Below are 23542 nucleotides of genomic sequence, written 5' to 3' on the forward strand. Positions count from 1 at the left end.
CGTGACGACCGCGACCGTTCGCGAGGCGACCGAGGCGCTGCTGCGCACGCTCGGGATGACGACGGTCTTCGGCAATCCGGGCTCGACCGAGCTGCGCTTCCTGCGCGAGTGGCCCGACGACTTCCGCTACGTGACCGCGCTGCACGAAGGCAGCGCGGTCGCGATGGCGGACGCGTACGCGCAAGTGACCGGACGTGCCGCGCTGGTCAGTCTGCACTCGGCCGGCGGACTGGGCAACGCGCTCGGCACGCTGTACACCGCCGCGCGCAACCACGCGCCGCTGGTCGTCATCGCGGGCCAGCAGACGCGCGCGATGTTGCCCGGCGATCCGTTCTTGTACGCCAAGGACGCCGCCACGTTTCCGCAGCCCTACGTCAAGTTCAGCGTCGAGCCGGCGCGTGCCGCCGACGTGCCGCGCGCGATCGCGCGCGCGCACGCCATCGCCACGACGCGCCCGTTCGGACCGACCTTCGTCTCGATCCCCGAAGACGACTGGGATGCCGAAGCGGCACCGTTCCACCCGCGCCGGGTGATCGACGACCAGACCGGCAGTCCGGCGCTGCTCGACGAGGTCGCGCTCGCGCTGGGCGGCGCGCGCGCACCGGCGATCGTCGTCGGCGCCGGCGTCGATCGCGACGGCGCGGTCGAGAGCGTCATTCGCTTGGCCGAACGGTTGACGGCGCCGGTGTGGGCCAGCGCGCTGGCGAGCCGCTGCAGCTTTCCCGAGGATCATCCGCTGTTCGCCGGCGCGCTGGCGCGCACGCGCTCGCGCGTGCGCGAGATGCTCGCGCCGAACGACGTCGTGGTCGTGCTCGGCGCACCGGTGTTCAACTTCCACGTCCACACCGAAGGCGCGTTCCTGGACGCGGCCACGACGCTCTACCAGCTGACCGACGATCCCGACGAGGCCGCCTCGGCCGCGATCGGAACCAGCATCCTGACCACCCTGCGACCCGCGATGGCGCGACTGCTCGAGCGCATCCCCACCAACGGGCGCCCGTTACCCGCGCCGCGTCCGCGACCGCTGGTCGCACCGGGCAGCGGCGTTTCGATCGCCGCGCTCTTGGACACGCTCGCGCAGACGATGCCGCGCGAAGCGATTCTGGTCGAGGAAGCACCCTCGGTGCACACGACGTTGCACGACACGCTGCCGCTGCAGCCGGGCCGTTTCTTCACCTCGGGCAGCGGGAGCCTGGGGTACGGCTTGCCGGCGGCGATCGGTGCCGCGCTCGGCGCGCCGGGCACGCGCGTCGTCGCGCTGATCGGCGATGGCTCGTCGCACTACGGCATCCAAGGGCTGTGGAACGCCGCTCAGCTGCACCTGCCGATCACGTTCGTCATCGTCAACAACGGCGGGTACGGTGCGATGCGCTCGTTCTCCGAGCTGCTCGGCTTCGAGCACACGCCCAGCATGGCGGTCGCGGGCGTCGACTACCTCGCGCTGGCGCGCGGCTACGGCGTCGCCGGCGTGCGGGTCGAGCGACGCGCCGACCTGCACCAGGTGCTGCGCGACGGCTTTCGCTCCGACGGTCCCGTCCTCATCGACGTCGTCATCGAGGACGAGGCGGCGAAGCTCTACTGACGATGGCCGCGACGGCGGGCGTTTGCGCGCGGCTGAAGACGTTCGCACTCGGGTTTCCGGGCGCGTACGAAGACAGCCCATGGGGCGAATTGGTCGCCAAGGTCGACAAGAAGATCTTCGTCTGGCTGCCGACGCCGGACGATGACCGCGTGCGGTTGGTGATCAAGCTGCGCGGCGACGCGCACGCCGCCGCGCTGGCCGCGCCGGGCGCGTCGCCGACGACCTATGGCTTGGGCAACGCCGGCTGGGTCACCGTGCCGCACGTCGAGGAGTTGCCGATCGCCTTACTGCGCGATTGGATCGAGGAGAGCTTCCGGCTCGTCGCGCCCAAACGGCGCGTCGCCGAGCTCGACCGCCGGCCCTCGGCGTAGCCCCTCAGAGCGCGGCCGGCGCGCCGCGCGTGATCTCGCGGACCACCGCGATCTTCTGCAGCCCGCCGACCGAGTAGCGCTGGAAGTGCTCGGTCTCGAAATGCGCTTGCAGGTGAGCGGGACTCTCCCACTCCTCGTGCAGCCAGAACGACGTCGGATCGTCGTCGGCGCGAAACGCGCTGTAGGCCAGGCAGCCGGCCTCGCGCCGCGTCGCGGTTTGAATCGCGGTGAAGCAGCGAATCGCCTCGTCGACGTCCTCCGGCTTGAAACCGTAGCGCACGTGGAGTGCGATCATCCGTTCCCTTCTTGGCCGGCGGCCAACTTTTCGCGCCCGTGCGGCGCACGCAAATCCTGCAGCGGACCGATCGGGACGATCCCGGTCGGGTTGATCTCGTCGTGCGTCACGTAGTAGTGCCGCTTGATGTGATCGAAGTTGACGGTCGCGGCGACGCCGTCGACCTGGTAGAGGTCGCGCAGGTATCCCGAGAGATTGGGATAGTCGGCGATCCGCCGCAGGTTGCACTTGAAGTGGCCGACGTACACCGGATCGAAGCGGATCAGCGTCACGAACAGCCGCCAATCGGTCTCGAGCGGTCTGGGCCCGAACAGATAGCGGCGGTCGGCCAGGCGCGCGTCGAGCGCGTCGAGCGTCTCGAAGACGCGGTAGGCAGCCGTCTCGTAGGCGAGCTGTGAGGTCGCGAAGCCGGCTTGGTAGACGCCGTCGTTGACGGTCGAGTAGATGGCCGCGTTGAGCGCGTCGATCTCGCCGCGCAGCGGCACCGGGTAGAGGTCGAGCGACGCGTCGCCGAGCGCGTCGAACTCGGTCTCGAGCATCCGCATGATGTCGTCGTCCGAGTTGCTGACGATGCGCCGGGTGACCGTGTCCCAGAGCACCGGCACCGTCACGCGGCCCCGGTAGTGCGGATCCGTCGCCTGATACGCTTCGGCGAGATAGTGGAAGTGGTTGATCGGGTCGGCCGGCGAGGCGCCGGGAACCGGTCGAAACGCCCAGCCCATCTCATCGCGGATCGGGTCGACGACGGTCATTCCGATCGCATCCTCGAGCCGCTTGAGCTTGCGCACGATGATGGTGCGATGCGCCCACGGGCAGGCCAGCGAGACGTAGAGGTGATAGCGGCCGGCGACTGCCGGATAACCGGTGGCGCCGTCGGCGCTCACCCAGCCGCGGAAGGCGTCGTCTTGACGGACGAAGCGTCCGTCATCGGCTTGCTCGTGCGGAAACTGCGGCGTGACGGTCATCGGCGAGTCCCCCCTTGCGGCGCGACGAGGTCGCGGATGCGACCCCTACCGCGCCGCACGGGACGGTTCCCCCCGAACGCGTCGCCGTCGCTAACGAAGGTCGATTTCGTTGGCTTCGAAGCGGCCGTCGGGACGCCAGAAGCCGAGCACGCGGACGGCCATGCCGCGGGTGAGCGTCGCGCCGGTCGGGTTGATGACGGTGCCGTCGTGCTCGACGACCTGCACGCCGTCGAAGAAGCCGAAGTGGTACGGCTGCGCCCAGGAGATGCGGCCGTCGACTTGATGCGGGCCCTTGAAGCCCAGCGGTTGGGCGAAGGCGGCCGTCGGGAGCGCGATCAACGCGAGCGCGGCGGCGGTGCGGACGAAGGGTGCTTTCATGGATGAGTGCTCCTTCCGCGCGGCCGGAGTAGTGAGAATCGCGCCGCGCTGAAAGCGAAACGCGCACTCGCGTGCGCGTCTCCTGAGTATCCGATGAAAATGCGAGCGTTCGCTCAGGTGGCGTAACTGGGGTCGGTGCGGTCGAGGAGACGGCGCATTCCGCCCCAGGCCAGTCGCGCCACGGGTGCCGTGCCGCCGCTGCCGGCCTGGCGCCGCACGACCTGTTGCACCGCGTCGGTGGGCCAGTGCAGCGCTCCGCCGCCGGCGAGGACGGCGATCTGCGTCGCACAAGCGCGCTCGAAGAAGTACATCGTGAGGAAGGCTTCGGGGATCGACGGTCCGACCGTCAGCGTGCCGTGGTTGTGCAGCAGCATCGCGTTCTTGGTGCCGAGGTCGGCGACGAGGCGCGGGCGCTCGTCGTGGTCGAGCGCGATGCCTTCGTACTCGTGCGTCGCGATCTGTCCGTTGAGGATCATCGCGGTCTGGTTGATCGGCAGCAGGCCGCTCTCCTGACACGACACCGCGACCCCGGCGACGGTGTGCAGGTGCAGCACGCACTGCGCATCCTCACGCGCGGCGTGGATGGCGCTATGGATGGTGAAGCCGGCCGGATTGACCGGGAAGTCGGTGTGCTCGACGACTTGTCCGTCGAGGTCGACCTTGACCAGACTCGACGCCGTGATCTCCGAGAAGAGCATCCCGTACGGGTTGATGAGGAAGCGGTGCTCGGCACCCGGCAGCCGCGCCGAGATGTGGGTGAAGATCAGGTCGTCCCAACCGAAGTGCGCGACCAGGCGGTACGCGGCGGCGAGGTCGACGCGGATCGCCCACTCCTCGGGGCTCCAGCGCGCGGGCGCGGCGCCGGTGGCGGCTGGGACGGGCGTGACGAGAGCGGTCATCGCGATCCTCCTTGTGTGAAAATCCGCTTCGCCGGATGCCTAACCGGCCCCCACCAAGCCGTCCTGAAGGAGCGGGATGGCGTCCAGCTCGCGCATGACGCGGGCGAAGTCGCCGAAGGTCAGCGCTTGGTCGGCATCGCTGCGCGCCTCGCTGGGGTTCGGGTGGACCTCGACCAGCAGCCCGTGCGCGCCGACGGCCTTCGCCGCGCGGCACAGCGGCCCGATCCAGCGCCGCACGCCGACGCCGTGCGAGGGGTCGATCATGACCGGCAGGTGGGTGCGCTCGCGCAGCACCGGCACCGCCGAGAGGTCGAGCGTGTTGCGGGTCGCCGTCTCGAAGGTGCGGATGCCGCGCTCGCACAGGATGACGTTGGGGTTGCCTTCGGCGAGGATGTACTCGGCGGCCGAGAGCAGCTCGTCGATCGTCGCCGCCATCCCGCGCTTGAGGAGCACCGGGCGCTCGGTGCGGCCGACCGCGCGCAACAGGTCGAAGTTCTGCATGTTGCGCGCACCGACTTGCAGCAGATCGACCGACTGCGCCATCCGCTCGACCTGGTCGATGCTCATCACCTCGCTGACGATCGGCAGGCCGACCGAACGGCCCGCCTCCGCCAGCAGCGCGACGCCTTCGAAGCCCAGCCCTTGGAACGCGTACGGCGAGGTGCGCGGCTTGAACGCGCCGCCGCGCAGCATCACCGCCCCGGCGGCGGCGACGGCCTCGGCCGTCGCCAGCACCTGTTCGCGCGATTCGACGCTGCACGGGCCGCCGACGACCACGAAGTGTCCGTCGCCGACGATGACGTCGCCGACCACGACGCGCGAGCGGCCGTTGAGATCGCGGCGCATCACCTTCGGTGTCGAGGACTTGGCCGGCGGCGCCGGCGCGACCGGCGGCGTCGTGTCGACGACGACGGCCGGTGCGACGCGCACGCGCGGCGGGGCCGTCGCCGCGTCGTAGCTGCCGATGACGTGCAGCACCGAGGTCACGCCACGCAGCGCGCGCAGCGCGGCGTCGAAGCGCGGTTCGCGCGCGTCGCCGTCGACGTCGGCGTAGAACGAGTATTGGTGCGTCGCGCCCAGCCGCGACTTGGAGTCGAGCTTCGAGCAGTTCAGCCCGTGATCGCCCAGCACCGAGAGCACGCGACCCAGCGCGCCCGGCTCGTCGGCGACGCCGAACACGATCGAGGTCTTGCGATTGGTGAAGTGTTCGGCCGGTTCGAAGTCGGCTGCCGGCCCACGTGCGTTGCGGGCACGGAACAGGATGAAGCGGGTGAAGTTGTCGGGGTGGTCGGCGATCGTGCCCGCCAGCTCGATCAACCCGAAGCGCTGCGCGGCGGCGGCCGAGGCGATCGCGCCGCGGGCCGGATCGGCGGCCGCGGCGACGTCGCGCGCGGCCAGGCCCGTGTCGGGCACCGGGATCCGGCGCACGTCGGGCAGGGTGGCGAGAAAGCGGCCGCACTCGGCCAGCACCACCGGATGCGAGTCGATCTCGCGCAGGCCGTCCAGCGTCGCGCCGGGCACCCCGAGCAGCTTGTGATCCATCCGCCAGGTGATCTCGGCGAGCAGGTCCAGCTCGTATTCGGCCAGGACGTCGTAGCCTTCGCGGATCGTCCCGGCGATCGCGTTGTCGACCGGCAGCAGACCGACGTCGGCGCGGCCGGAGAGCACGGCGTGGGCGACGCCGCGGTACGTCGGCTGCCCCTGCGGGGTGAACGTGACGCCGCGCCGGCCGGCGTAGCTTTCGAGCACCGCGTGCGAGTACGAGCCCTCGATCCCTTCGAAGGCCGCGCTCATCGTCAGGTTCGGGGTGCCGGTCGGATCGGGCAGCGTCTGGGCGTCCATCGTGATCTCCGGAAAAAAGAGCCCCTCGCGTCGGCGAGGGGCTCTGTTAGTGCGGGTCCGTCGGGACTCGGGCTACACAGGCTCTCCGCGCCGCGGCGCTTGCCGAGCGTAAAAGTACCAGTAGCCGAAGGTCCGGGCGGTCATGTACTCCGTTTCCTATCACGGGCACGGGAACGCGTCAATGGGGCCGGGATGAAAGCCGGCTTACCGACCGACGGCGTCCCGGCTGGTACGATTGCAGCCGAACCGGCTCGGCGCCGGTCGTGGGAGGAGCCATGATCTCGATGCACTGGTCCCATCGCTGGGTCCTCGGCGCGGCACTGGCCGCGCTGCTCGCCCTGGGCGGGCGCGCCTTCCTCACGCCGGCCGCCGCCGACGCGCCCCCGCCGGCCGGCACCGAGCGGGCGGTCTTCGCGGGCGGCTGCTTCTGGGGGATGGAGCTGGTCTTCGACAACGTCCGCGGCGTCGTGCGGGCGACCCCGGGATTCGCCGGCGGCAGCGCCGCCACCGCGCACTACGAGATCGTCAGCACCGGCACGACCCACCACGCGGAGTCGGTCGAGGTCGTCTACGACCCGCGCGTCGTCTCGTACCAGCAGCTGCTGCAGGTCTACTTCCGGGTCGCGCACGACCCGACCGAGCTCGACCGCCAAGGCCCCGACGAGGGGACCCAGTACCGCTCGACGGTCTTCTACGCCAACGACGCGCAGCGCGCGCAGGCCCAGGCGGCGATCGCGCAGCTGACCGCGCAGCACGTCTTCCCGGCACCGGTCGTCACCACGCTCGAGCCGCTGCACGGCTTCTATCCGGCCGAAGCCTACCATCTGCACTACGCGGTGCGCCACCCCGACGACCCGTACATCGTCGTCAACGACCTACCCAAGCTGGCGCACCTGCGCGCGGCCTACCCGCAGCTGACCAAGCCGCAGCAAGCCGCCATCCGCTAGTCCGGCCGCGCGCCGCCACGCCCGGGCACCGGCCGGGACGCGGCTGTGGACGCGGTGGACAAAACGGTGGGCGGCGCAGGTTTGAAAAACCGCCGGCGGCGGGCACTAGCGCCGCGCCCGCGGGTCAGAACAGGCGCGGGTGGCGGCCGCCGGCGATGATCTCCGCGCAAATGGCCCGCGCCCGATCGACCTGTTCGGGCGGGGCGTGGACGAACAGCTTGCGCCAGTAGGCCTTGCCGGACAGCTTGGCGATCAGGTCCGAGGCGGTGCGGGCGTCGACCACCCGGCCGGTCAGCCGGACCCGGACCGTCGGCGCGACCCCGGCCGTCCCCAGCGGCAGCCGGTGGAGGAGCTGCTCCTGCGAGTCGGCCCACACGTCCGCACCCCAGCGGTCCCGGAGGGCGCGCTCGCACTCTTCGAAGGCGTGCAGGTCGCGCTCGGCGTTGAACTCGGCCGCCAAGCCGTAGAAGGTCTCGCGCTCGCGCAGCGCCCGCGCGCTCTCGCCGGGCGCGTCGCGCAGCGCGTCGAGCACGCGGAAGTCGTCCCAGGCCAAGAACTCGTCGATCGCGTCGAGCGCGCGCGGGTTGGGCCACAGCTCGCGCAGCACGTCGTTGAGCACGCGCTCGAACGCGCGCGTCGTGTGGTGGAAGTAGACGCTGGCGAACATCATGTAGCGCGCCAGCACGAACGACTCCAGCGCGACGACGCCGCGACCGTCGACGCCCAGCTCGCGGCTGCCCTCGATCTCCAGGATGCGCAGCGACGCCAGCAGCTGCGCGGCGTCGTACGTCCCGCCCGAGACGCCGGTGAAGTACGCGTCGCGCAACAGGTAGTCCATGCGGTCGGCGTCGAGGTTGGGTCCGCTGACCAGCTCGCGCAGCACGGCGTTCGTCGCCGGGTCGCCGACGATCAAGCCCAGCACCGCGCTCGGGTCGACGTCGAGCGCCGTCAGCGCGTCGGCGATCTCCCCGCGCTGCAGGATCGCTTGCGTGCGCAGCTCGTGCCGCACGCCGAGCACCGCTTCGCAGGCGTGCGAGAACGGCCCGTGTCCGACGTCGTGCAGCAGCAGGGCGGCGCGCAACAGGCGCCGCTGTTCGGCGATCTCGCGGGCGGAGTCGAAGGCCTCGGGCGAGTGCGCGCAGAGCGCGTCGAACGCGCGCGTCCCGGTCGCCAGCGCGCCGAGCGCGTGCGAGAAGCGCGAATGCTCGGCCGACGGGAACGCGAGATAGGCCAACCCCAACTGACGCAGTCGGCGCAAGCGTTGCACGGTCGGCGTGTCGAGCAGAGCCACCTCGCCCGCGTCGAGGTCGATGAAGCCGTGGACCGGATCGTAGATGCGCTTGGGCCGCGCCACGAGGGATCGACTGCACCGCCGGCTGGGCCGGGACCTCCGACCGCGGGGGGCGAATCCAAACGCCGACGTGCGTGTCGACGACGGAGTCAAGCGGGAGATCCTGGCGCGCACCGACATCGGCGAGGTGATCGGGGCGTACGTCGCCCTGCGCAAGCGCGGCAACGATCTGGTCGGACTGTGCCCGTTCCACGGCGAGAAGACGCCCTCGTTCCACGTCCATCCCGACCGCGGTTTCTTCAAGTGCTTCGGCTGCGGCGTGGCCGGCGACGCGCTGACGTTCGTGCAGAAGCACGAGAACGTCGGCTTCCTCGACGCGCTGCGCGTGCTCGGCAAGCGCGTCGGCGTCGAGCTGCAGGACGAGGACCCGCGCGCGGCGCGCGTTCGCAGCGAAAAAGAGGCGATCTACCACGCCAACGAGGTCGCGCGCGCGTGGTTCCACCGCATGCTGCTCGACCCGCGCGAAGGCGCGCCGGCCCGCGCCTACTGCGAGGGGCGCGGGATCAGCGCGGCCACCATCGAGGCGTTCTCGCTCGGGTTCGCGCCCGACCGGTGGGACGGGCTGGTCGACGAGCTGCGCGCGAACGGCGTCGACCTCGCGCTGGCGGCGAAGGGCGGGCTGCTCAAGCCCAGCCAGCGCGGCGGCTGGTACGATTTCTACCGTGGCCGCCTGATGATCCCGACGCTGGCGACCACCGGCGAGACGATCGCCTTCGGCGGCCGCGCGCTGGGCGATCAGGAACCGAAATACCTCAACACGGCGACGACGCCGGTCTACACCAAGGGACGCCATCTGTTCGCGCTCAACGTGGCGCGGCGCGCCGCCGCGAAAGACGACGCGGCGATCGTGGTCGAGGGCTATCTCGACTGCATCGCGCTGCACCAGGCCGGCTTCGCCAACGCGGTCGCGGTACTCGGCACCGCGTTCACCCCCGAGCAGGCGCGCGAGCTGCGCCGCGTCGCCGCGCGCGCGATCCTATGCTTCGACGCCGACGCCGCCGGTACGGAGGCGCTGCTCAAGTCGATCGACGTGTTGGCCGCCGAAGGCGTCACGCCGCTGGCGCTGCGGTTGCCCGACGCCAAGGATCCCGACGAGTTCGTGCGCCGCAACGGCGCCCCGGCGTTCGCGGCGCTGCTGGCCGCGCCGCTGACGGCGACGCAGATCAAGCTCGACGCCGAGATCGACCGCCGCGGGACGTCGATGGACCGCGGAACGATGGCCCGCTGGGCGGAGGAGACGATCCGCCGCCTCACCCCGCAGGCCGAGTGGGACCGCCAGCGCGTCTATTTGGCCGGCCGGCTGGGGCTCGCGCCGGACGATCTGCGGCGCGCCCGCCTGATGATCAACCCGGCCCATTTCGTTCCCCGCTCCGACGGGGCGCGTGCCTCGCGCCACATCACGCCGGACATGATGGAGCGGCCGACCTTCGAGCGCGAGGTGCTGTGCATCGTGCTCGACGAGCCGACCCTGCTGGCCGAGTACGCCGAGCGGATCCCGGCCGAACGCTTCGATCAGCCGCATCTCCGCAGGATTTGGGAGACCCTGTGTGGGCACGCTCGCTCGCTCACGCAACCATCGGACGTGCACGCACTGTTGGCAGGTGATGAAGACGCGGCGGTGACGCTGGCGTCGGTCTCCGGGATCGTACAATTTGCCGATACCGAGGAGCGGCGCGCGAAATTGGACCGCGTCGTCGCGCGCTTTGCGCGTGACGACGCCGAACGCCGCTACCGAGAGGTCGGTGCCCGGATCGATCGCCATTTCGAGGCGGGCGAGCCGGTGCCGACCGACCTCCGCGCCGAACACGCGGCGCTCGCCGCAGAACTGAAAGGATGACCCCACCCGACGGAGACTGAATTCAAGTCGACCCGGATCGTAGAAAGGGGGTGAACACCAGCATGGCCCGCACCAAGAAAACAGCCGCAGCCGCCGACGCGCCGGCGCCGTCCCTCGAAGAGCAGATCAAAAAGCTCCTCACCGCGGGGAAGAAGCGCGGCTCGCTGACGTACGAAGAGATCAACGCCGTCTTCGACAACGTCGAGGACGTCGCTCCCGAGCGCATGGACGACCTGCTCGAGGAGATCGCGTCGCTCGGCATCGAGATCGTCGAAGAGCAGGCGAAGGAAGACAAGCCGGCCGATCGCGACGAGCCCGAAGAGGTCGCGGTTGCCGCTGGTCTCGCCCTCGACGACCCCGTTCGCATGTATCTCAAGGAGATCGGGCGCGTCCCGCTCCTTTCGATGGACGACGAGCGGCGTTTGGCGATGGCGATCGAGGCCGGCGAGAACGAAGTCCTCAAGAACGGCACGGCCGACAATCGCATCGTGCTCGACGGCGAAGAGGCGAAGCGCAAGCTGACCGAGGCCAACCTGCGCCTGGTCGTCTCGATCGCGAAGAAGTACGTCGGCCGCGGCATGCTCTTCCTGGACTTGATCCAGGAAGGCAATCTCGGTTTGATCCGCGCGGTGGAGAAGTTCGACTACCGCAAGGGCTACAAGTTCTCGACCTACGCGACGTGGTGGATTCGCCAAGCGATCACGCGCGCGCTGGCCGATCAAGCGCGCACGATTCGCATCCCCGTGCACATGGTCGAGACGATCAACCGTCTCATCAAGATCAGCCGGCAGCTGCTGCAAGAGCTGGGCCGCGATCCGACGGTGGAAGAGATCGCCAACGAGATGGGGCTCACGCCCGAGAAGGTCCGCGAAGTCATCAAGATCTCGCAGGAGCCGATCTCGCTCGAGACCCCGATCGGCGAAGAAGAAGACTCGCACCTGGGCGACTTCATCGAAGACCAGGAAGCGGTCGCGCCGGCCGAGGCCGCCAGCGTCATGCTGCTCAAAGAGAAGATGCAGGACGTCCTCAAGAACCTCACCGAGCGCGAGCGCAAGGTGCTGGTGCTGCGCTTCGGGCTCGAAGACGGCCACCAGCGCACGCTCGAGGAAGTCGGTCAGGAGTTCGGCGTCACCCGCGAACGCATCCGCCAGATCGAAGCCAAGGCGCTGCGCAAGCTGCGCCACCCCAGCCGCGGCAAAGCCCTCAAAGACTACTGGTCCAACGAGTAACGGTCGGCCGCGCACCGCGCGGCCGCTTCGTTTTCAAGCGTCGGTCGGGCAGCCGAAACCGTCGTACTCGCCGCCGTGCTCGCGCGCAAAGGCCTGCCACCGCGCGACCTGCGGCGCGATCGCCGGAAAGGACGGGACGCTCTGCTGCACGATCGTCAACAGCGCGCTGCGGAAGAGCGGCGCATCGAGCGTCGCGGTCAGCCCGTCGGCTTCGAGCGCGGCAAGCGCGGCCCGAGCGCGCTTCTTGTCGCGAAACAAAAGCGCGTGGTCGAACGGCCGCGGCTGCGTGACGTCGGCGACGTGGGAGCGTATGACGCCCAGGAGACGGCGGCTCGTCTCTTCCTGATCGATCTTCGGGTCGATGGGCGGCGGCAAGCCGAACGTTTTCGCGAGCGCCGCCTCGAACGTGCGAACGTCCGCAGGGATGTAACGCGGTGCGGTCGACCATTCCCGTTGGTCGTCCGCTCCGTCAACAGGTGCTTTTTCAATCGCCGTCAAGCTGACGGGATCGAAGACGACGAACAGCGGGGAGCCGTCCTTCGCGGTGGTGGCAAAGCGCGGCGGCGGCTCGCGGACGATGTCCGCGGACGTCGATACGATCGGCCAGGAGCCGTCGCGCAACGCGTAGTCGTCGACGATCCAGAGCGCCTCGCCGGCCAGCTCCCATCCCTCTTGCGTCCACGGCGGCGAGAGCGTCGTGCAAAAGATGCGCTCGTGACTGCTCGACGCCTTGACGATTCCGATGATCTTGGCAGTGTCGAGGGGCACGATGAAGGTCGTGCCGACCGGGATCGGTGGACCGACGGGGAGTTGCACTACTTCGGTGTTGCTCCGGCGCCGCAGCCGTATGCTGCCGCGACGACAGTCGGCGTGAGCGCCTGCTCCGCTGCGGCGATGCGTCCCTGGTCGACGTCGAGCGCGCGCAGGATGTGGTCGTACGGCGTGTTCCCAAGCGTGTTCGACGTCGCGAGCTTGCGCGGATCGAAGCTGGAGATCGGGCTGTAATCCGGTAGGCCGGCGGTATCGAGGAAGTTGGGCGGATCGGTCGGCGAGGCCGGCAACGGCGTCGCGTTCGAAGGGCCGGTCGCGCTCTGGATCTGCGAGGGAAGGTCGCTGCGCATCTGGCCCATCTGCTCGGTCTCGAGCAGCCCGTCGACCAGGTTCAGCGCGTCGTTCTGGCGGTCGCGAGCGGCGCGCAGCTGCGACTGCAGCAGCGCGGCCTCTTTGTCGTCGTCGGTGGCGGGCGCTTTGGGGAAGCGGCTGGGATCGTTGAGCAGCTTGTCGATCACGCCCACGTTGTGCGCCAGCGACAGCACGACTTTGCCCAAGTAGACGCGGTCCAGGTCGAGCGCTTGGGGCGTCGAGGTCACGGCGTCGTGCGACATCTTGGCCAGCGCACGATGACCGGCGCCCAGCAGCGCGTCGTCGTTCATCAGCCCGTGCACGGCCGGCGCGACGTTGCCGCGTACCGTGTCGCAGAAGCCCTTGCTGTGCGTGCCGCCGATCGTCGGCGGCGGCGTCGCGTCGTTCGCGGCGAACGAGCCGCTCGGCGCGACCAGCAGCACGGCGAGGGCGAAACCGAGCGCGCCGGCGGTTTGCTTCACATGTCCTCGCCTTTCCCGGCGTGTGCGCTCGGCACGACGCTGGGGTTCTTGTCGGCGAACTGGCCGAGCGGGTTGGGCACGACCCAGATCGAGACGTCTTCGATCGCCGGGTAGAGGAAAACGGTGCGCACGCTGGCGGCGTCGGGAGCGAGGCCGAGCTTGACCAGACCGGCCGCGTTCGGATGGTCCGGATCGCCGACGGTCGCGTACGTGCTGACGCGCACGGCTTTGCCATAGGTGCAGTGTGCGCCCGTGCACAGGACGTAGTGCACGTGTGCCGGGATCTTGAAGAAGCGTGCCGGCGCGATCCCGAGCAGCGTCGGCGGCCCGTTGGGCGAGAGACTTTGCAGCGTGCTGTAGTCGGCGCCGATCAGCCGGCCGTTGACGTCGTACCAGAGCTGCGCGGGGTGCGCGACGTCGGGTGAGACCCAATCGGCGACGTTCACGTAGCTGATCGCGCCGGTGCCGTCCTCATTCGTGTAGCGGACGTAGCCGGCGCGCTGCGCGTCGGCGATGGTGGCGTACCGGCTCGGCAGCACCCGCATCATCTGCGCCAAGAACGCCGCTTCGGCGGCGTTGGGCGCGGGCGCCGGCGTGGCGGGCGCCATCGGCATCGTTTGGGCGGTCGCCGACAGCGGGCTGCACAGCAGCACGGCAGCGAACAGAGCGGACCAGCGGCGTGCGATCATGACGCGCGCTTCGCGGCCGTCAGCGGCGGATCATGTGCCGGGGGGCGCGCTCGACGCGGCGGCGGTTGGCGCTGCGGCGGTCGGCGCTGCGCTGGGCGTCTCGCTCGGTGACGAGCTCGGTGCGGCGGTGGGGCTGGCCGTCGGCGTCGGGTGCGGGCTCGGGCCGCGGCGGCGTCCACCGCCCGCGTTGAACGGCGGAGCGGTGCGGGCCGGCGTCGGCGTGTAGGCCGAAGTCGGCAGGTCGTTCGAGAGCCGGAACGGGAACGGCGTGCGGATCGAGAGCCGTTCGCCGACACGCACGACTTGCGCCCGGGTGACGGCGTTGAGGACCGTGCCGGGGACGGTGGGAAAGGGCACGCTGTCCGCCGTGACGGGCAGGAGCCCGGCGACGGTGTTGAAGTTGCGCAGCGCCACGATGCGGTGCTGCTTGTGGTCCGGCGACTCGAGGCTGCCGAGGATGAGCTCGGCCTTCGTTCCCGCGGCGGCGACGACCATCGTGCCCAACATGAGCGCGTCGCGCAGGTGAACCGGAACGACCGTGCCTTCGCGAGCGCCGGGACCTAGGGTCCCGTCGGAAACGAAGACGACCGGCGTCCCGATCGCGAGGATGTCGGACGCGGGCTGGGCCCGCGCCGTTTCCCAGATGGCAACCAAAAGCAGGAAGGCCGTCGCGATGACGGCCGTCCGGCGCACACCCGGGATGGAGATCAGGAAGCCTTCTTCTCCGCTTCCGCGGCTTCGGCGGCGGCCTTCTTGCCCTGTTCGATCAGAGCTTTGACCTTTTGCCCGCCCTTCTGGCCGATGGTCTCGTAGAACTCCGGGCCGTAGCGGTCGCGAGTTGCCTCGCCGCCCTTCTTGCCGCCCTTCTTGCCGATCGCCTCGTAGAACGCATGACCGTGCGCCTTCTTGGTGGCTTGGCCACCTTTGCGCCCGATCATCTCGTAGAACTCGGGACCGTACTTTTTCTTGACGGTCTCGCCGCCTTTTTGGCCGGCTTCGCGGACAGACATGCCGCTACCGGGCTTCCGTTCGGGGGTGCTGGACATCAGTGGGGGTGAACCTCGTGGATGATAATCGACCTATCTCAGTAACGTAAGCGAACCTTCTCTTGTTGTCGGTTGCTTGGGGGCCTAAATGAAGGTTCGGAGATTGGTCCTCGCCGCTGCGGTCGTTGTTGCGGCGAGCGCCTCCCTCATGCCGGTTTCCGCTGCCCCCGCAGGGGAGGAGCCGGGGTACCGGCGGCTGGTGGAGCTCGAAAGCACCCGGACGTTCTCTGACGTTCTGACCGCTGCATTGGCATCCGGAGATCCCGATGTTGCGGGACGGGCAGCGCTCGCGCTCGGGAGGACCCGAAGCGCGCGAGCGGCCGGGCCTCTATTTAACGCGACCGCCGCGCGAGTCGTTCCCGTTCGAGCGCTCGCCGTGTACGGATACGGTTTACTTTGCGGAGCGGTGAATGTTCCGTTGGAGCCCATCGCTCGCTCGCTCCATGATCCAGCCGGAGCAGTCCGGGTTGCGGCGGCCGATGCCGCCTGGCGGGCCAAGGTCGCCGATCGTCCGGGCAGCGTCGCGTTGCGGGTTCCGCTGCTCGCGCTGCTGCGATCCGACCCGGACCCCGTCGTCCGGTCCCGGGCTGCGATTGCCCTGTCGGGCTGGCGGGAGGGGCCGGACGGCATCTGGATCGCCGATGCGATCCAGCATGCGTTCCATGCCGAGCAGAATCGCACGGTCCGCTGGGCTGAGGCTTGGACGCTCCGGCGGGCGTACGCGATAACCACCGCCCCGGCCACCGTGCGGACGGGGCTGCGGGACCCCGACGAGCTGGTCCGCATCCAGTTCCTGGACCTCGAGGCGCGCCGTCACGACCGCGACGGGCTGGCATGGGTGACGCCGCTCGTGCGCGACCCGTCGTGGCGGGTCGCCGAGCAGGCGACCGAGACCGTGCGGGTGCTCGAGGGCAAGCCCCGCACCGAGCACCTCACCGCCATTCCGGACGGCGTCGTGACGCCCACGCCCGCGCCCGTCGATACCGAGCCGGCACTGCCGCGGCCGGCCGGACTGGGCCCGCCGCGCGCCCCGACCGCCGCCGACGCGCGGCTCGATGTGCCGCTGCGTCCGTCGACCAGCGCGCTGATGGACGGGCCGATGCCGGGACCGCACCCGCGCGTGCGCATCGGCACGACCGAAGGGACGATCGTCGTGCGGCTGTATCCCGAGTGGGCGCCGTTGACCGTCGCCAACTTCTTGCATCTCGTCGATCGCGGTTACTACGACGGCTTGCGGTTCTTCCGCATCGTGCCGGACTTCGTGGTGCAAACCGGTGATCCGACCGACACCGGCGACGGCGACGCCGGCTACACGATCCCCGCCGAAGAGAACCCGTTGCCGCAACGCGCGGGCGTCATCTCGATGGGGCTGAACTACACCGACGGGCCGCATCCCGGGCCGATTCGCGACTCGGCCGGCACGCAGTTCTACATCACGCTCTCACCGCAGCCGCACCTCGATCGCGACTTCACCGTCTTCGGCGCGGTCGAAAGCGGTTTCGCGACGCTCGGCCGCCTGACCGAGAGCGATCGCATGACCCGCGTCGAGCGCCTCTCCGACGACTAACGAGAGAGCATCGAGCGCAGGGCGAAGAAGGCGTTCTCGGGGCGTTCGGTGATGCGGCGGTAGAAGTAGCCGGCCCAGTGCGTTCCGTACGGCACGTACACGCGCAGCCGCCAGCCGTCGGCGACGATGCGCCGCTGTACGTCGGGCCGCACGCCGTAGAGCATCTGGAACTCGAAGCGGTCGGGGCCGATGCCGCGCTCGCGGGCGAACCGCTGGACCGCGGTGATCAGGCGTTCGTCGTGCGTCGCGATGCCGGGATACATGCCGTGCTCGAGCAGCGACTCCGCTTCGCGCAAGTACGCGCGGCGAATCGTCGGCATGTCCTTGTAGGCGATCGCGGCCGGCTCCGCGTAGGCGCCCTTGCACAGCCGCACGCGCATTCCGGCCGCGATCGCGCGCTCGACGTCGTCGGGCGTGCGCCGCAGGTAGGCCTGGAGCACCGGACCGACGGCGCGTCCTTCGCCGAACGCCTGGTCGACGATGCGCAGGGTCGCGTCGGTGACGGCGCTGCCCTCCATGTCCACGCGCACGAACGGATCGGGCGTGGCGGCCGCGGCGTCGCTGATCGCGCGCAGGTTCGCGAGCGCGATCTCTTCGCCGACCAACAGGCCGATCGCGCTCAGCTTCACCGAGACGTTGGTGTCGACGCCCGATCCACGCACCGCCGCGAGCAGTTGCAGGTACGCGTCGCGCGTGCGCTCGGCTTCGGGCAGGGACACGACATCTTCGCCCAGGAAGTCGAGCGTCGCGCTCATCCCGTGCTCGTTCAGCGTCCGCACCGCCGACAAGGCGTCCTCGGCGCTCTCGCCGGCGATGAAGCGTTTGGCCAAGAAGAAGAATCGCCGCTGAAACGCCGGGGTTTGGATAACGTCGAGGACTGCCACGAGCGGCGCCCTTCGGGCAGGCGGCGGCGCCCCCCTCGGGTACGAGCGGGGAGGGCTGAACCGGACTATTGCTTATCAGGACTTTTGCATTTGGCGGATAGGCGAGGGACCCGCGCGGCGGGAACGAGGGATCATGGCGTGGCGCGTCCTGGTCGCAGACGACGACCCGGAAATCTGCACCCTGATCAAGACGATCCTCTCGAAGGGGCCGTACGACATTACGCTCTGCAACGATGCCGAGAGCGCGCTGGTGCACATCCAGCGCGAGGAGCCGTACGACATCCTGATCAGCGACTTCATGCTGCCGGGTATCTCGGGGATCGAGCTGATCACGCAAGTGCGCCAGAACGCCGCGACCGCGCGCATGCCGATCGTCATGATCAGCGGCCACAGCAACTACGCGATGGACGCGCGAGCCAAGTCGGCCGGCGCGAACGCGTTTCTGAACAAACCCTTCACACTCTCGCAGCTGCGAACGACCGTTCATCAGCTCTTGACCGACCCGCTCCAGTCCGTCCTCGGCGCGTAACGCCGCGGTTCGCGCGCCGGTGACGCTCGCGGCGCTCGCGAAGATCGTCGTGGTCGCGTTCTCGCTCGGGCTCGACGTCTTCGCGGTCTCGGTCGGGGTCGGGATGCGCGGCACCGGCGGCGCGCTCAAGGTCCGCATCGGGCTGGCGTTCGCGACCGCCGAGGTGTCGATGACGCTGATCGGCGTCGGCATCGGCCGGGTGGCCGGGCACCTGCTCGGGGAGGGGGCCGCGTACTTGGGCTTCGCGGCGCTGGTCGGCGTGGGCTGTTACATGATCCACGAGGCACGAGCGCAAACGGAACCGGGCGATGGCTTCGACCTCTCGCGCGGCTGGGGACTCGTCCTGGGCGCCCTCTCGATCAGCTTGGACTCGCTGGGGATCGGTTTCTCGATCCTCTTCATCGGCGTGCCGCTGGTGGTCAGCATCGTCTGCATCGCCGTCGCCTCGCTCGTCTCGACCACGCTGGGGCTGCTGCTGGGGCGCCGCATCGGCGCGATCGGCGAGGAGAAGGCCGCGCTCGGGTCGGGCGTCGTCCTGATCCTGACGGGCCTGGCGTTCGGTGTCCTCAAGTACTTTCACGTCGGCGGCTGAGTCGCTCTACGCGCTGGCGACGAGCGCGGCGCGCAGCGTCGTCGTGGTCGGGACGGCGAAGAACGCCGGCAAGACGACGACCTGCAACGCGCTGCGCGCGATCGCGTACCGCCGCGGCGTGCCGGTCGCGCTGACGTCGATCGGACGCGACGGCGAGCCGGCCGACGCGCTCGACGGCGAGGCGAAGCCGCGCGTGCGGCTGGCGGCGGGGACGCTGGTCGCGCTGGCGGCCGGGGTCGTGCCGCGAACGCCGGCGCTCGAGATCCTCGAGACGGGCGCGTCCGGCGCGTTGGGCGCGACGGTGTTCGCCCGCGCGGTGCTGCCGACGGTGTGCGAGATCGCCGGCCCGCCGACCGCCGGGGCGATGCGCGCCACCATCGACCGGCTGTGCGCGCTCGGTGCGGGGCCGGTGCTCGTCGACGGTGCGATCGACCGGGTCGCCGCGCTGGCCGGCGGTGACGACGCGGTCATTGTCGCGACCGGGGCGGCCAGCGGCACGACCGTCGCGCGCGTCGCCGCGGCGGCCGCCGACGTCGTCGCGCGCCTGACGATCCCCGGCCGCGATCCCGTCAACGAACGCGCGCGGGTCGTGCTGCTGGCCGGCGCGCTCGACGCGCGCGACGCCGAAGCCCTATTGGCCGACGCGGCCGGGGCGACGGTCGTCGTCGAGGATCCGACCCGCATCGCGATTCGCGGCGCGCTGCTGGCGCGCGTGCGCGCGGTGGTCGATCTCCGCTGTGAGCGGCCGCTGCGCGTGGTCGCTTGCACGACCTCACCGGTCGGCCGCGAGACGACGCTCGCGCCGCGCGCGCTGGTCGAGGCCGTCGCGCGGGCGACCGGACTGCCGACGTTCGACGTCGTGGCGGACCTGGTCGCGTGATCGTCGACGCCGCGACCGCCGAACGTATCGGCCTCGATTGGCTGCGCGCGGCGCTGGCGCCGGTCGGCGCGTTCGGTCGCCGCCACGACGAGCAGGTCGCGCCGTACGGGCCCGGCGACGAGGACGCGGCCCGCGCCGAGATCGTGCGCGTCGTGGCGGCGGCGGCGTCGCTCGACCCGCACGGCGTCGCGCGCGTGCGCGCCGCGCTGCGCGCGGTTCCCGAGCCGACGCCGATCGTGGCGCGCGCGCGCGTCGGCGACCCGCTCGGCGACGTCGACTTCTACGAGTTGGGCCGCTTGGTCGACGCGCTCGACGCGTTCGCGCGCGCATGGGACGGCGCCGGCGGTGCACCCGAGGGGCGGCCGCCGCGGCTCGACGCGCTCCGTGCGGTGCTGGCCCCGGGCCGCGCCCAAGCGGGCTTCTACCTGGCCGATGCGTTCGGCGCCGGCCTGCGTGCCGCGCGCCAAGCGTATGCGATCGCGCAAGCCGACCTCGAACGGCGGCAAGCAGCGCTCGCCGCCGAGGTGCGTGCGATCTGCGGCGTCGACGCGGTCGGCGAAGAGTTCGTCGTTCTGCGCGACGCGTACGCGGGTCCGCTGCCGGCCGGCGTGCACGTCGTGCGCGAGACGCCGACCTATCGGCTCGTCTCGCTCGCGCTGATCGCCCCCGAGCGCGATGCCGCGTTGACCGCGCTGAGCGAAGAAGAAGAGCGCGCGCGGCGCGCGTTGGCCGAACGCGTCGCTGCTCACGCCGAGCCGATCGCCGCGGCGACGCGCGCGCTCGGCGCGCTCGACCGTTTCTTGGCGCGGGTCGCGTTCGCGCAGCGCTGGAGCGGCTGCGTCCCGGAGTTCGGCGCGGACGTTGCGTTCGACCAGGCCACCTTCGCGCCGTTGGCGGAGGCGCTGGCGGCTCGCGGCCGCCGCTACACGCCGCTCTCGCTCGCGCTGGCGAACGTCGCGGTGCTGACCGGACCGAACATGGGCGGCAAGAGCGCGGCGCTGGCCACCACCGGATTCCTCGCCGCCTGCGTCGCGCTGGGCGCGCCGCCGCCCGCGCGCAGCCTGCGCCTGCCGCTGTTCGCGCAGATCGCGTGGGTCGGCGGCGACGGGCCGGCCGAGCGCGCGCGGCTGCTCTCCTCGTACGCCGCGGAGGTCGTGCGCGCGCGCGAGGTGCTCGGCGTGGCCGGTCCGCGCGCGCTGGTGCTGATCGACGAGTTCGCGCGCACGACCGGGCCGCGCGAGGGCAAAGCGCTGCTGATCGCCTTTCTCGAGGCGGTGCGCGCGCGCGGCGCGTTCGCGCTCTGCGCGACGCACTTCGACGCGATCGCCGAAGCCGCCGGGGTCGCGCACCTGCGCATCGCCGGCGTGCGGGACGAGCTGCTGACGTCGATCGACGCGCGCGACCTCGATGCCGCGCTCGATGCGATCAACGCCGCGATGGATTACCGCGTCGTCGCCGCGCACGAGTCGCGCGCGGCCTCCGACGCGCTTGCGCTGGCCGCGCTGCTCGGCGTGGACCCCGCCTTGGTCGCGCGCGCCCGCGAGCTGTACGGGCCTTAGAGCCCCAGCGCGAGCGAGTCGGCGCGCGGGTCGGCGCCGCCGGCCAAGGTGCCGCGCTCGTGGTCGACCGCGATCGCGTGCGCGTGGCCCATCGCGTTCTCGTAGGGCCCGAGCGGCGCGACCTTGTGGCCGCGGCGCTCCAAGCCCGCGACGACGTCGTCGGGCATGCGCGACTCGACGATCACCAGCTCGCCCGGCTTGAGGTCGGGACGTTCCGTCAGCGTGTGACGGCCGTAGATCCAGCGCGGGAAGTCGAGTGCACGCTGCACGTCCAGGCCGCGGTCGGCGTACTGGTGCAAGAACTGCAGCTGGATCTGCGGTTGGCCGTCGCCGCCCATCGTCCCGAACACCAGCTCCGGCTTGCCGTCGCGCAAGAACATCGGCGGCGAGAGCGTGCTGAGTGGACGCTTCCCACCCGCGTAGACGTTCGGCGTCCCGGGGACGGTGGTGAAGTACGCGCCGCGGTTCTGCAGCACGACGCCGGTGCCGGCGACGACCAGTCCCGAGCCGAAGTTCATGTAGAGGCTCTGGATCAGCGAGACGGCCATGCCGTCTTCGTCGACGACGCACAGAAAGATCGTCCCCCCGCGATCGGCGCTGGGGGCGTGCAGCGAGGCGTGGTCGGGATCGATCTCGGCGCGCAGCGCGGCCATCCGTTCCGGCGCGAGCAAAGCGGCGACGCCGGAGTCGCCGAAGGCGGGATCGCAGAAGGTCGTATCGCGGATCGCGATCGCGCGCTTCATCGTCTCGACCGCGAGATGGTGCCACAGCGGCTGTTCCGCTTGCGCGTCGTTCGCCAGGGCGCCGGCGGCCAAGAGCAGCAGCGCGCCTTGCGAGTTCGGCGGGTGCGCCAACAGCTCGCCACCGCGCCAGGCGATGCGCAGCGGCGTCGTCGGCTCGGTGCGGTGCGCGGCCAGGTCGTCGAGCGTCATGCGGCTGCCGCCGGCACGCAGCGTCGCGACGATCCGTTCGCCGATCGCGCCGGTGTAGAACGCGTCCGCGCCGCCGGCGCGGATCGCCGCGATCGTCGCGGCGAGGTCGGGATTGCGCAGCACGTCGCCGGCACGCGGGAGGCGTCCACCGGGCAGGAAGATCGCCGCCGCGGCGGCGTCGGCGCGGAGCATCGCCGCGTTGAGCGCGACGTAGTTGGCGACGACGTCGGTGACCGCCCACCCGTCGCGCGCGAAGCGTTCGGCCGGCGCCAGCAGCTCGTCCAAGCCGAGCGTCCCGTGCGCGCGCCCGACGTCCTCCCACGAACGCACGCCGCCGGGAACCGAGACCGCGAGCGCGCCGCGCTCGGGCAGCGCGCCGCCGGGCAGCGCGTCGAGCGACGCCGTGCGCGGCGTGCGACCGCTGCCGTTGTACGAGACCGTGCCGGTGCGCGGATCGTGCACGATCCAGAAGGCGTCGCCGCCCAGACCGCAGCTGGCGGGGTAGGCGACGGCCAGCACCGCGTTGGCGGCGATCGCGGCGTCGACGGCGTTGCCGCCGCGCCGCAGCATCTCGAGCCCGGCGTCGGTGGCCTGCGCGTGCGGGGTGGCGACCATGGCACGGGTCGAGCGCGCGACCGCGCGTGAGGGCCAGGCGGTCACAGACGTGTCGGTCGGCATGCGCGCCGGGTTCGCGCGGGTGTGACGTGGAAGCCTGCGCGGGTGGACCCGTTGATCATCACCGTCGCGCCGATCGGCGCCGAGGTCATGCCCGATCAGACGCCCTATCTGCCGGTCACGCCGGCGCAGCTGGGCGAGACCGCGCGCGCGATCCGTGCCGCCGGCGCGAGCATCGTGCACGTGCACTGCCGCAACGACGACGGGTCGAACACGCATGACGTGGGGCGCTTCCGCGCCGCCGCGCAGGCGGTGCGCGCCGCGAGCGACCTGATCGTGCAGTTCTCGACCGGCGGCGCGATCGGGATGACGCCGGCCGAGCGCGCCGCGCCGCTGCAGCTGCGGCCCGAGATGGCGACCCTGACCTGCGGCAGCGTCAACTTCGGCGACGACGTCTTCGAGAACACGTTCCCGATCATGCGCGACATCGCGGCGAAGATCGCCGAGTACGGCGTCGTCCCCGAGCTCGAGATCTTCGATCTCGGGCACCTCGCGAACGCAAAACGGCTCGCCGCCGAAGGCGCGATCCGTTTGCCGGCGCACGTCGACTTCGTGCTGGGCGTCCCCGGCGCGCTCGACGCAAGCGTCGAAAATCTCGTTGCTTGCGTGCAAGCGCTGCCGTCCGGCTGTACGTGGTCGGTGGCGGGAATCGGGCGCATGCAGCTGCCGCTGGCGACCGTCGCCGTCGCGATGGGCGGGCACGTCCGCGTCGGGCTGGAGGACAACCTCTACTACAGCCGCGGCCGGCTGGCGCGCAACGAAGAGCTGGTGGCGCGCGTGGTGCGCATCGCCGCGGAGCTCGGTCGCCCCGTTGCCACGCCCGACGAAGCCCGCCGCTTGCTCGGCATCAGGACCGCAACCGCCGCATAAACCCCAGGAGTCGCTTCCG

The 23542-nt window shown here is 70.8% G+C and carries 25 protein-coding genes; 11 read left to right on the forward strand and 14 right to left on the reverse strand.

Going from position 1 to position 23542, the window contains the following annotated elements:
* Window position 1: 1 nt before the first annotated feature.
* Together mdlC and VMD91_13725 are read left to right on the forward strand one after the other, a co-directional pair.
* A complete protein-coding gene (mdlC, locus tag VMD91_13720) occupies window positions 2–1582 on the forward strand; it encodes a benzoylformate decarboxylase (protein HTW85122.1) in 1581 nt (526 codons plus the stop codon).
* 2 nt (window positions 1583–1584) lie between these two features.
* Window positions 1585–1953 carry an MmcQ/YjbR family DNA-binding protein gene (locus VMD91_13725; GenBank protein HTW85123.1) on the forward strand — a complete coding sequence of 123 codons (369 nt, stop codon included), beginning with the start codon at window positions 1585–1587 and terminating at the stop codon, window positions 1951–1953.
* Window positions 1954–1957: 4 nt separating this feature from the next.
* On the opposite strand, the gene VMD91_13730 is transcribed toward VMD91_13725, so the two are convergent.
* From VMD91_13730 to aroF, 5 genes are all read right to left on the reverse strand, one after another.
* The gene (locus VMD91_13730) at window positions 1958–2248 is read right to left on the reverse strand and encodes a putative quinol monooxygenase (GenBank protein HTW85124.1); all 291 of its coding nucleotides are present in this window, start codon (window positions 2246–2248) and stop codon (window positions 1958–1960) included.
* Window positions 2245–3213, reverse strand: coding sequence for a glutathione S-transferase family protein (locus tag VMD91_13735; protein HTW85125.1), 969 nt, complete (start codon window positions 3211–3213; stop codon window positions 2245–2247). The genes VMD91_13730 and VMD91_13735 overlap by 4 nt, the downstream gene beginning before the upstream one ends.
* Window positions 3214–3303: 90 nt before the next feature.
* Window positions 3304–3591, reverse strand: coding sequence for a hypothetical protein (locus tag VMD91_13740; protein ID HTW85126.1), 288 nt, complete (start codon window positions 3589–3591; stop codon window positions 3304–3306).
* Between the two features lie 113 nt (window positions 3592–3704).
* Window positions 3705–4490, reverse strand: coding sequence for a class II aldolase/adducin family protein (locus VMD91_13745; protein ID HTW85127.1), 786 nt, complete (start codon window positions 4488–4490; stop codon window positions 3705–3707).
* A gap of 39 nt (window positions 4491–4529) precedes the next feature.
* Window positions 4530–6332, reverse strand: coding sequence for a 3-deoxy-7-phosphoheptulonate synthase (gene aroF / locus VMD91_13750; GenBank protein ID HTW85128.1), 1803 nt, complete (start codon window positions 6330–6332; stop codon window positions 4530–4532).
* Between the two features lie 275 nt (window positions 6333–6607).
* Between aroF and msrA the strand changes: the two genes are divergently transcribed.
* Window positions 6608–7279, forward strand: coding sequence for a peptide-methionine (S)-S-oxide reductase MsrA (msrA, locus tag VMD91_13755; protein ID HTW85129.1), 672 nt, complete (start codon window positions 6608–6610; stop codon window positions 7277–7279).
* Window positions 7280–7403: 124 nt separating this feature from the next.
* Here the strand turns inward: msrA and VMD91_13760 are convergent, their stop codons facing one another.
* The gene (locus VMD91_13760) at window positions 7404–8633 is read right to left on the reverse strand and encodes an HD domain-containing protein (GenBank protein ID HTW85130.1); all 1230 of its coding nucleotides are present in this window, start codon (window positions 8631–8633) and stop codon (window positions 7404–7406) included.
* A gap of 67 nt (window positions 8634–8700) precedes the next feature.
* Here VMD91_13760 and dnaG point away from each other — a divergent pair, with 67 nt between their 5' ends.
* Window positions 8701–10467: a DNA primase gene (gene dnaG / locus VMD91_13765; GenBank protein HTW85131.1), complete on the forward strand. Its 1767-nt coding sequence runs from the start codon at window positions 8701–8703 to the stop codon at window positions 10465–10467.
* A 50-nt stretch (window positions 10468–10517) separates the two neighbouring features.
* Window positions 10518–11696: an RNA polymerase sigma factor RpoD gene (rpoD, locus tag VMD91_13770; protein ID HTW85132.1), complete on the forward strand. Its 1179-nt coding sequence runs from the start codon at window positions 10518–10520 to the stop codon at window positions 11694–11696.
* Window positions 11697–11729: 33 nt separating this feature from the next.
* On the opposite strand, the gene VMD91_13775 is transcribed toward rpoD, so the two are convergent.
* The 6 genes from VMD91_13775 to VMD91_13800 all read right to left on the reverse strand — a co-directional run bounded on the left by VMD91_13775 (window position 11730) and on the right by VMD91_13800 (window position 15699).
* The gene (locus tag VMD91_13775; GenBank protein HTW85133.1) at window positions 11730–12512 is read right to left on the reverse strand and encodes a ribonuclease E inhibitor RraB; all 783 of its coding nucleotides are present in this window, start codon (window positions 12510–12512) and stop codon (window positions 11730–11732) included.
* A complete protein-coding gene (locus VMD91_13780) occupies window positions 12512–13300 on the reverse strand; it encodes a hypothetical protein (GenBank protein ID HTW85134.1) in 789 nt (262 codons plus the stop codon). The genes VMD91_13775 and VMD91_13780 overlap by 1 nt, the downstream gene beginning before the upstream one ends.
* Window positions 13297–13989 (reverse strand): hypothetical protein, encoded by a 693-nt coding sequence (locus tag VMD91_13785; GenBank protein ID HTW85135.1) that lies wholly within the window; start codon window positions 13987–13989, stop codon window positions 13297–13299. Before VMD91_13785 ends, VMD91_13780 begins: the two co-directional genes overlap by 4 nt.
* A gap of 30 nt (window positions 13990–14019) precedes the next feature.
* Window positions 14020–14682 carry a hypothetical protein gene (locus VMD91_13790; GenBank protein HTW85136.1) on the reverse strand — a complete coding sequence of 221 codons (663 nt, stop codon included), beginning with the start codon at window positions 14680–14682 and terminating at the stop codon, window positions 14020–14022.
* Between the two features lie 14 nt (window positions 14683–14696).
* On the reverse strand, window positions 14697–15035 hold the full coding sequence (locus VMD91_13795; GenBank protein ID HTW85137.1) for a hypothetical protein: 339 nt from the start codon (window positions 15033–15035) through the stop codon (window positions 14697–14699).
* Between the two features lie 391 nt (window positions 15036–15426).
* Complete coding sequence (locus VMD91_13800; GenBank protein ID HTW85138.1) at window positions 15427–15699, reverse strand: hypothetical protein; 273 nt, start codon at window positions 15697–15699, stop codon at window positions 15427–15429.
* Window positions 15700–15780: 81 nt separating this feature from the next.
* Here VMD91_13800 and VMD91_13805 point away from each other — a divergent pair, with 81 nt between their 5' ends.
* A complete protein-coding gene (locus tag VMD91_13805; GenBank protein ID HTW85139.1) occupies window positions 15781–16602 on the forward strand; it encodes a peptidylprolyl isomerase in 822 nt (273 codons plus the stop codon).
* On the opposite strand, the gene VMD91_13810 is transcribed toward VMD91_13805, so the two are convergent.
* On the reverse strand, window positions 16599–17486 hold the full coding sequence (locus VMD91_13810; GenBank protein ID HTW85140.1) for a proline dehydrogenase family protein: 888 nt from the start codon (window positions 17484–17486) through the stop codon (window positions 16599–16601). The genes VMD91_13805 and VMD91_13810 overlap by 4 nt on opposite strands.
* 133 nt (window positions 17487–17619) lie before the next feature.
* Between VMD91_13810 and VMD91_13815 the strand changes: the two genes are divergently transcribed.
* Genes VMD91_13815 through VMD91_13830 form a run of 4 tightly spaced genes read left to right on the forward strand, consistent with a single transcriptional unit; the run spans window position 17620 to window position 21046 of the window.
* Window positions 17620–18015, forward strand: coding sequence for a response regulator (locus VMD91_13815; protein HTW85141.1), 396 nt, complete (start codon window positions 17620–17622; stop codon window positions 18013–18015).
* Window positions 18016–18034: 19 nt separating this feature from the next.
* A complete protein-coding gene (locus VMD91_13820; GenBank protein HTW85142.1) occupies window positions 18035–18607 on the forward strand; it encodes a manganese efflux pump in 573 nt (190 codons plus the stop codon).
* A complete protein-coding gene (locus VMD91_13825) occupies window positions 18576–19487 on the forward strand; it encodes a hypothetical protein (protein HTW85143.1) in 912 nt (303 codons plus the stop codon). Before VMD91_13820 ends, VMD91_13825 begins: the two co-directional genes overlap by 32 nt.
* A complete protein-coding gene (locus tag VMD91_13830; GenBank protein ID HTW85144.1) occupies window positions 19484–21046 on the forward strand; it encodes a hypothetical protein in 1563 nt (520 codons plus the stop codon). Before VMD91_13825 ends, VMD91_13830 begins: the two co-directional genes overlap by 4 nt.
* Here the strand turns inward: VMD91_13830 and VMD91_13835 are convergent.
* Window positions 21043–22656: a gamma-glutamyltransferase family protein gene (locus tag VMD91_13835; GenBank protein HTW85145.1), complete on the reverse strand. Its 1614-nt coding sequence runs from the start codon at window positions 22654–22656 to the stop codon at window positions 21043–21045. The genes VMD91_13830 and VMD91_13835 overlap by 4 nt on opposite strands.
* 42 nt (window positions 22657–22698) lie before the next feature.
* Here VMD91_13835 and VMD91_13840 point away from each other — a divergent pair, with 42 nt between their 5' ends.
* On the forward strand, window positions 22699–23523 hold the full coding sequence (locus VMD91_13840; protein HTW85146.1) for a 3-keto-5-aminohexanoate cleavage protein: 825 nt from the start codon (window positions 22699–22701) through the stop codon (window positions 23521–23523).
* Window positions 23524–23542 lie beyond the last annotated feature (19 nt).

The organism is Candidatus Sulfotelmatobacter sp. (assembly GCA_035504415.1).
GTDB lineage: Bacteria > Vulcanimicrobiota > Vulcanimicrobiia > Vulcanimicrobiales > Vulcanimicrobiaceae > Vulcanimicrobium.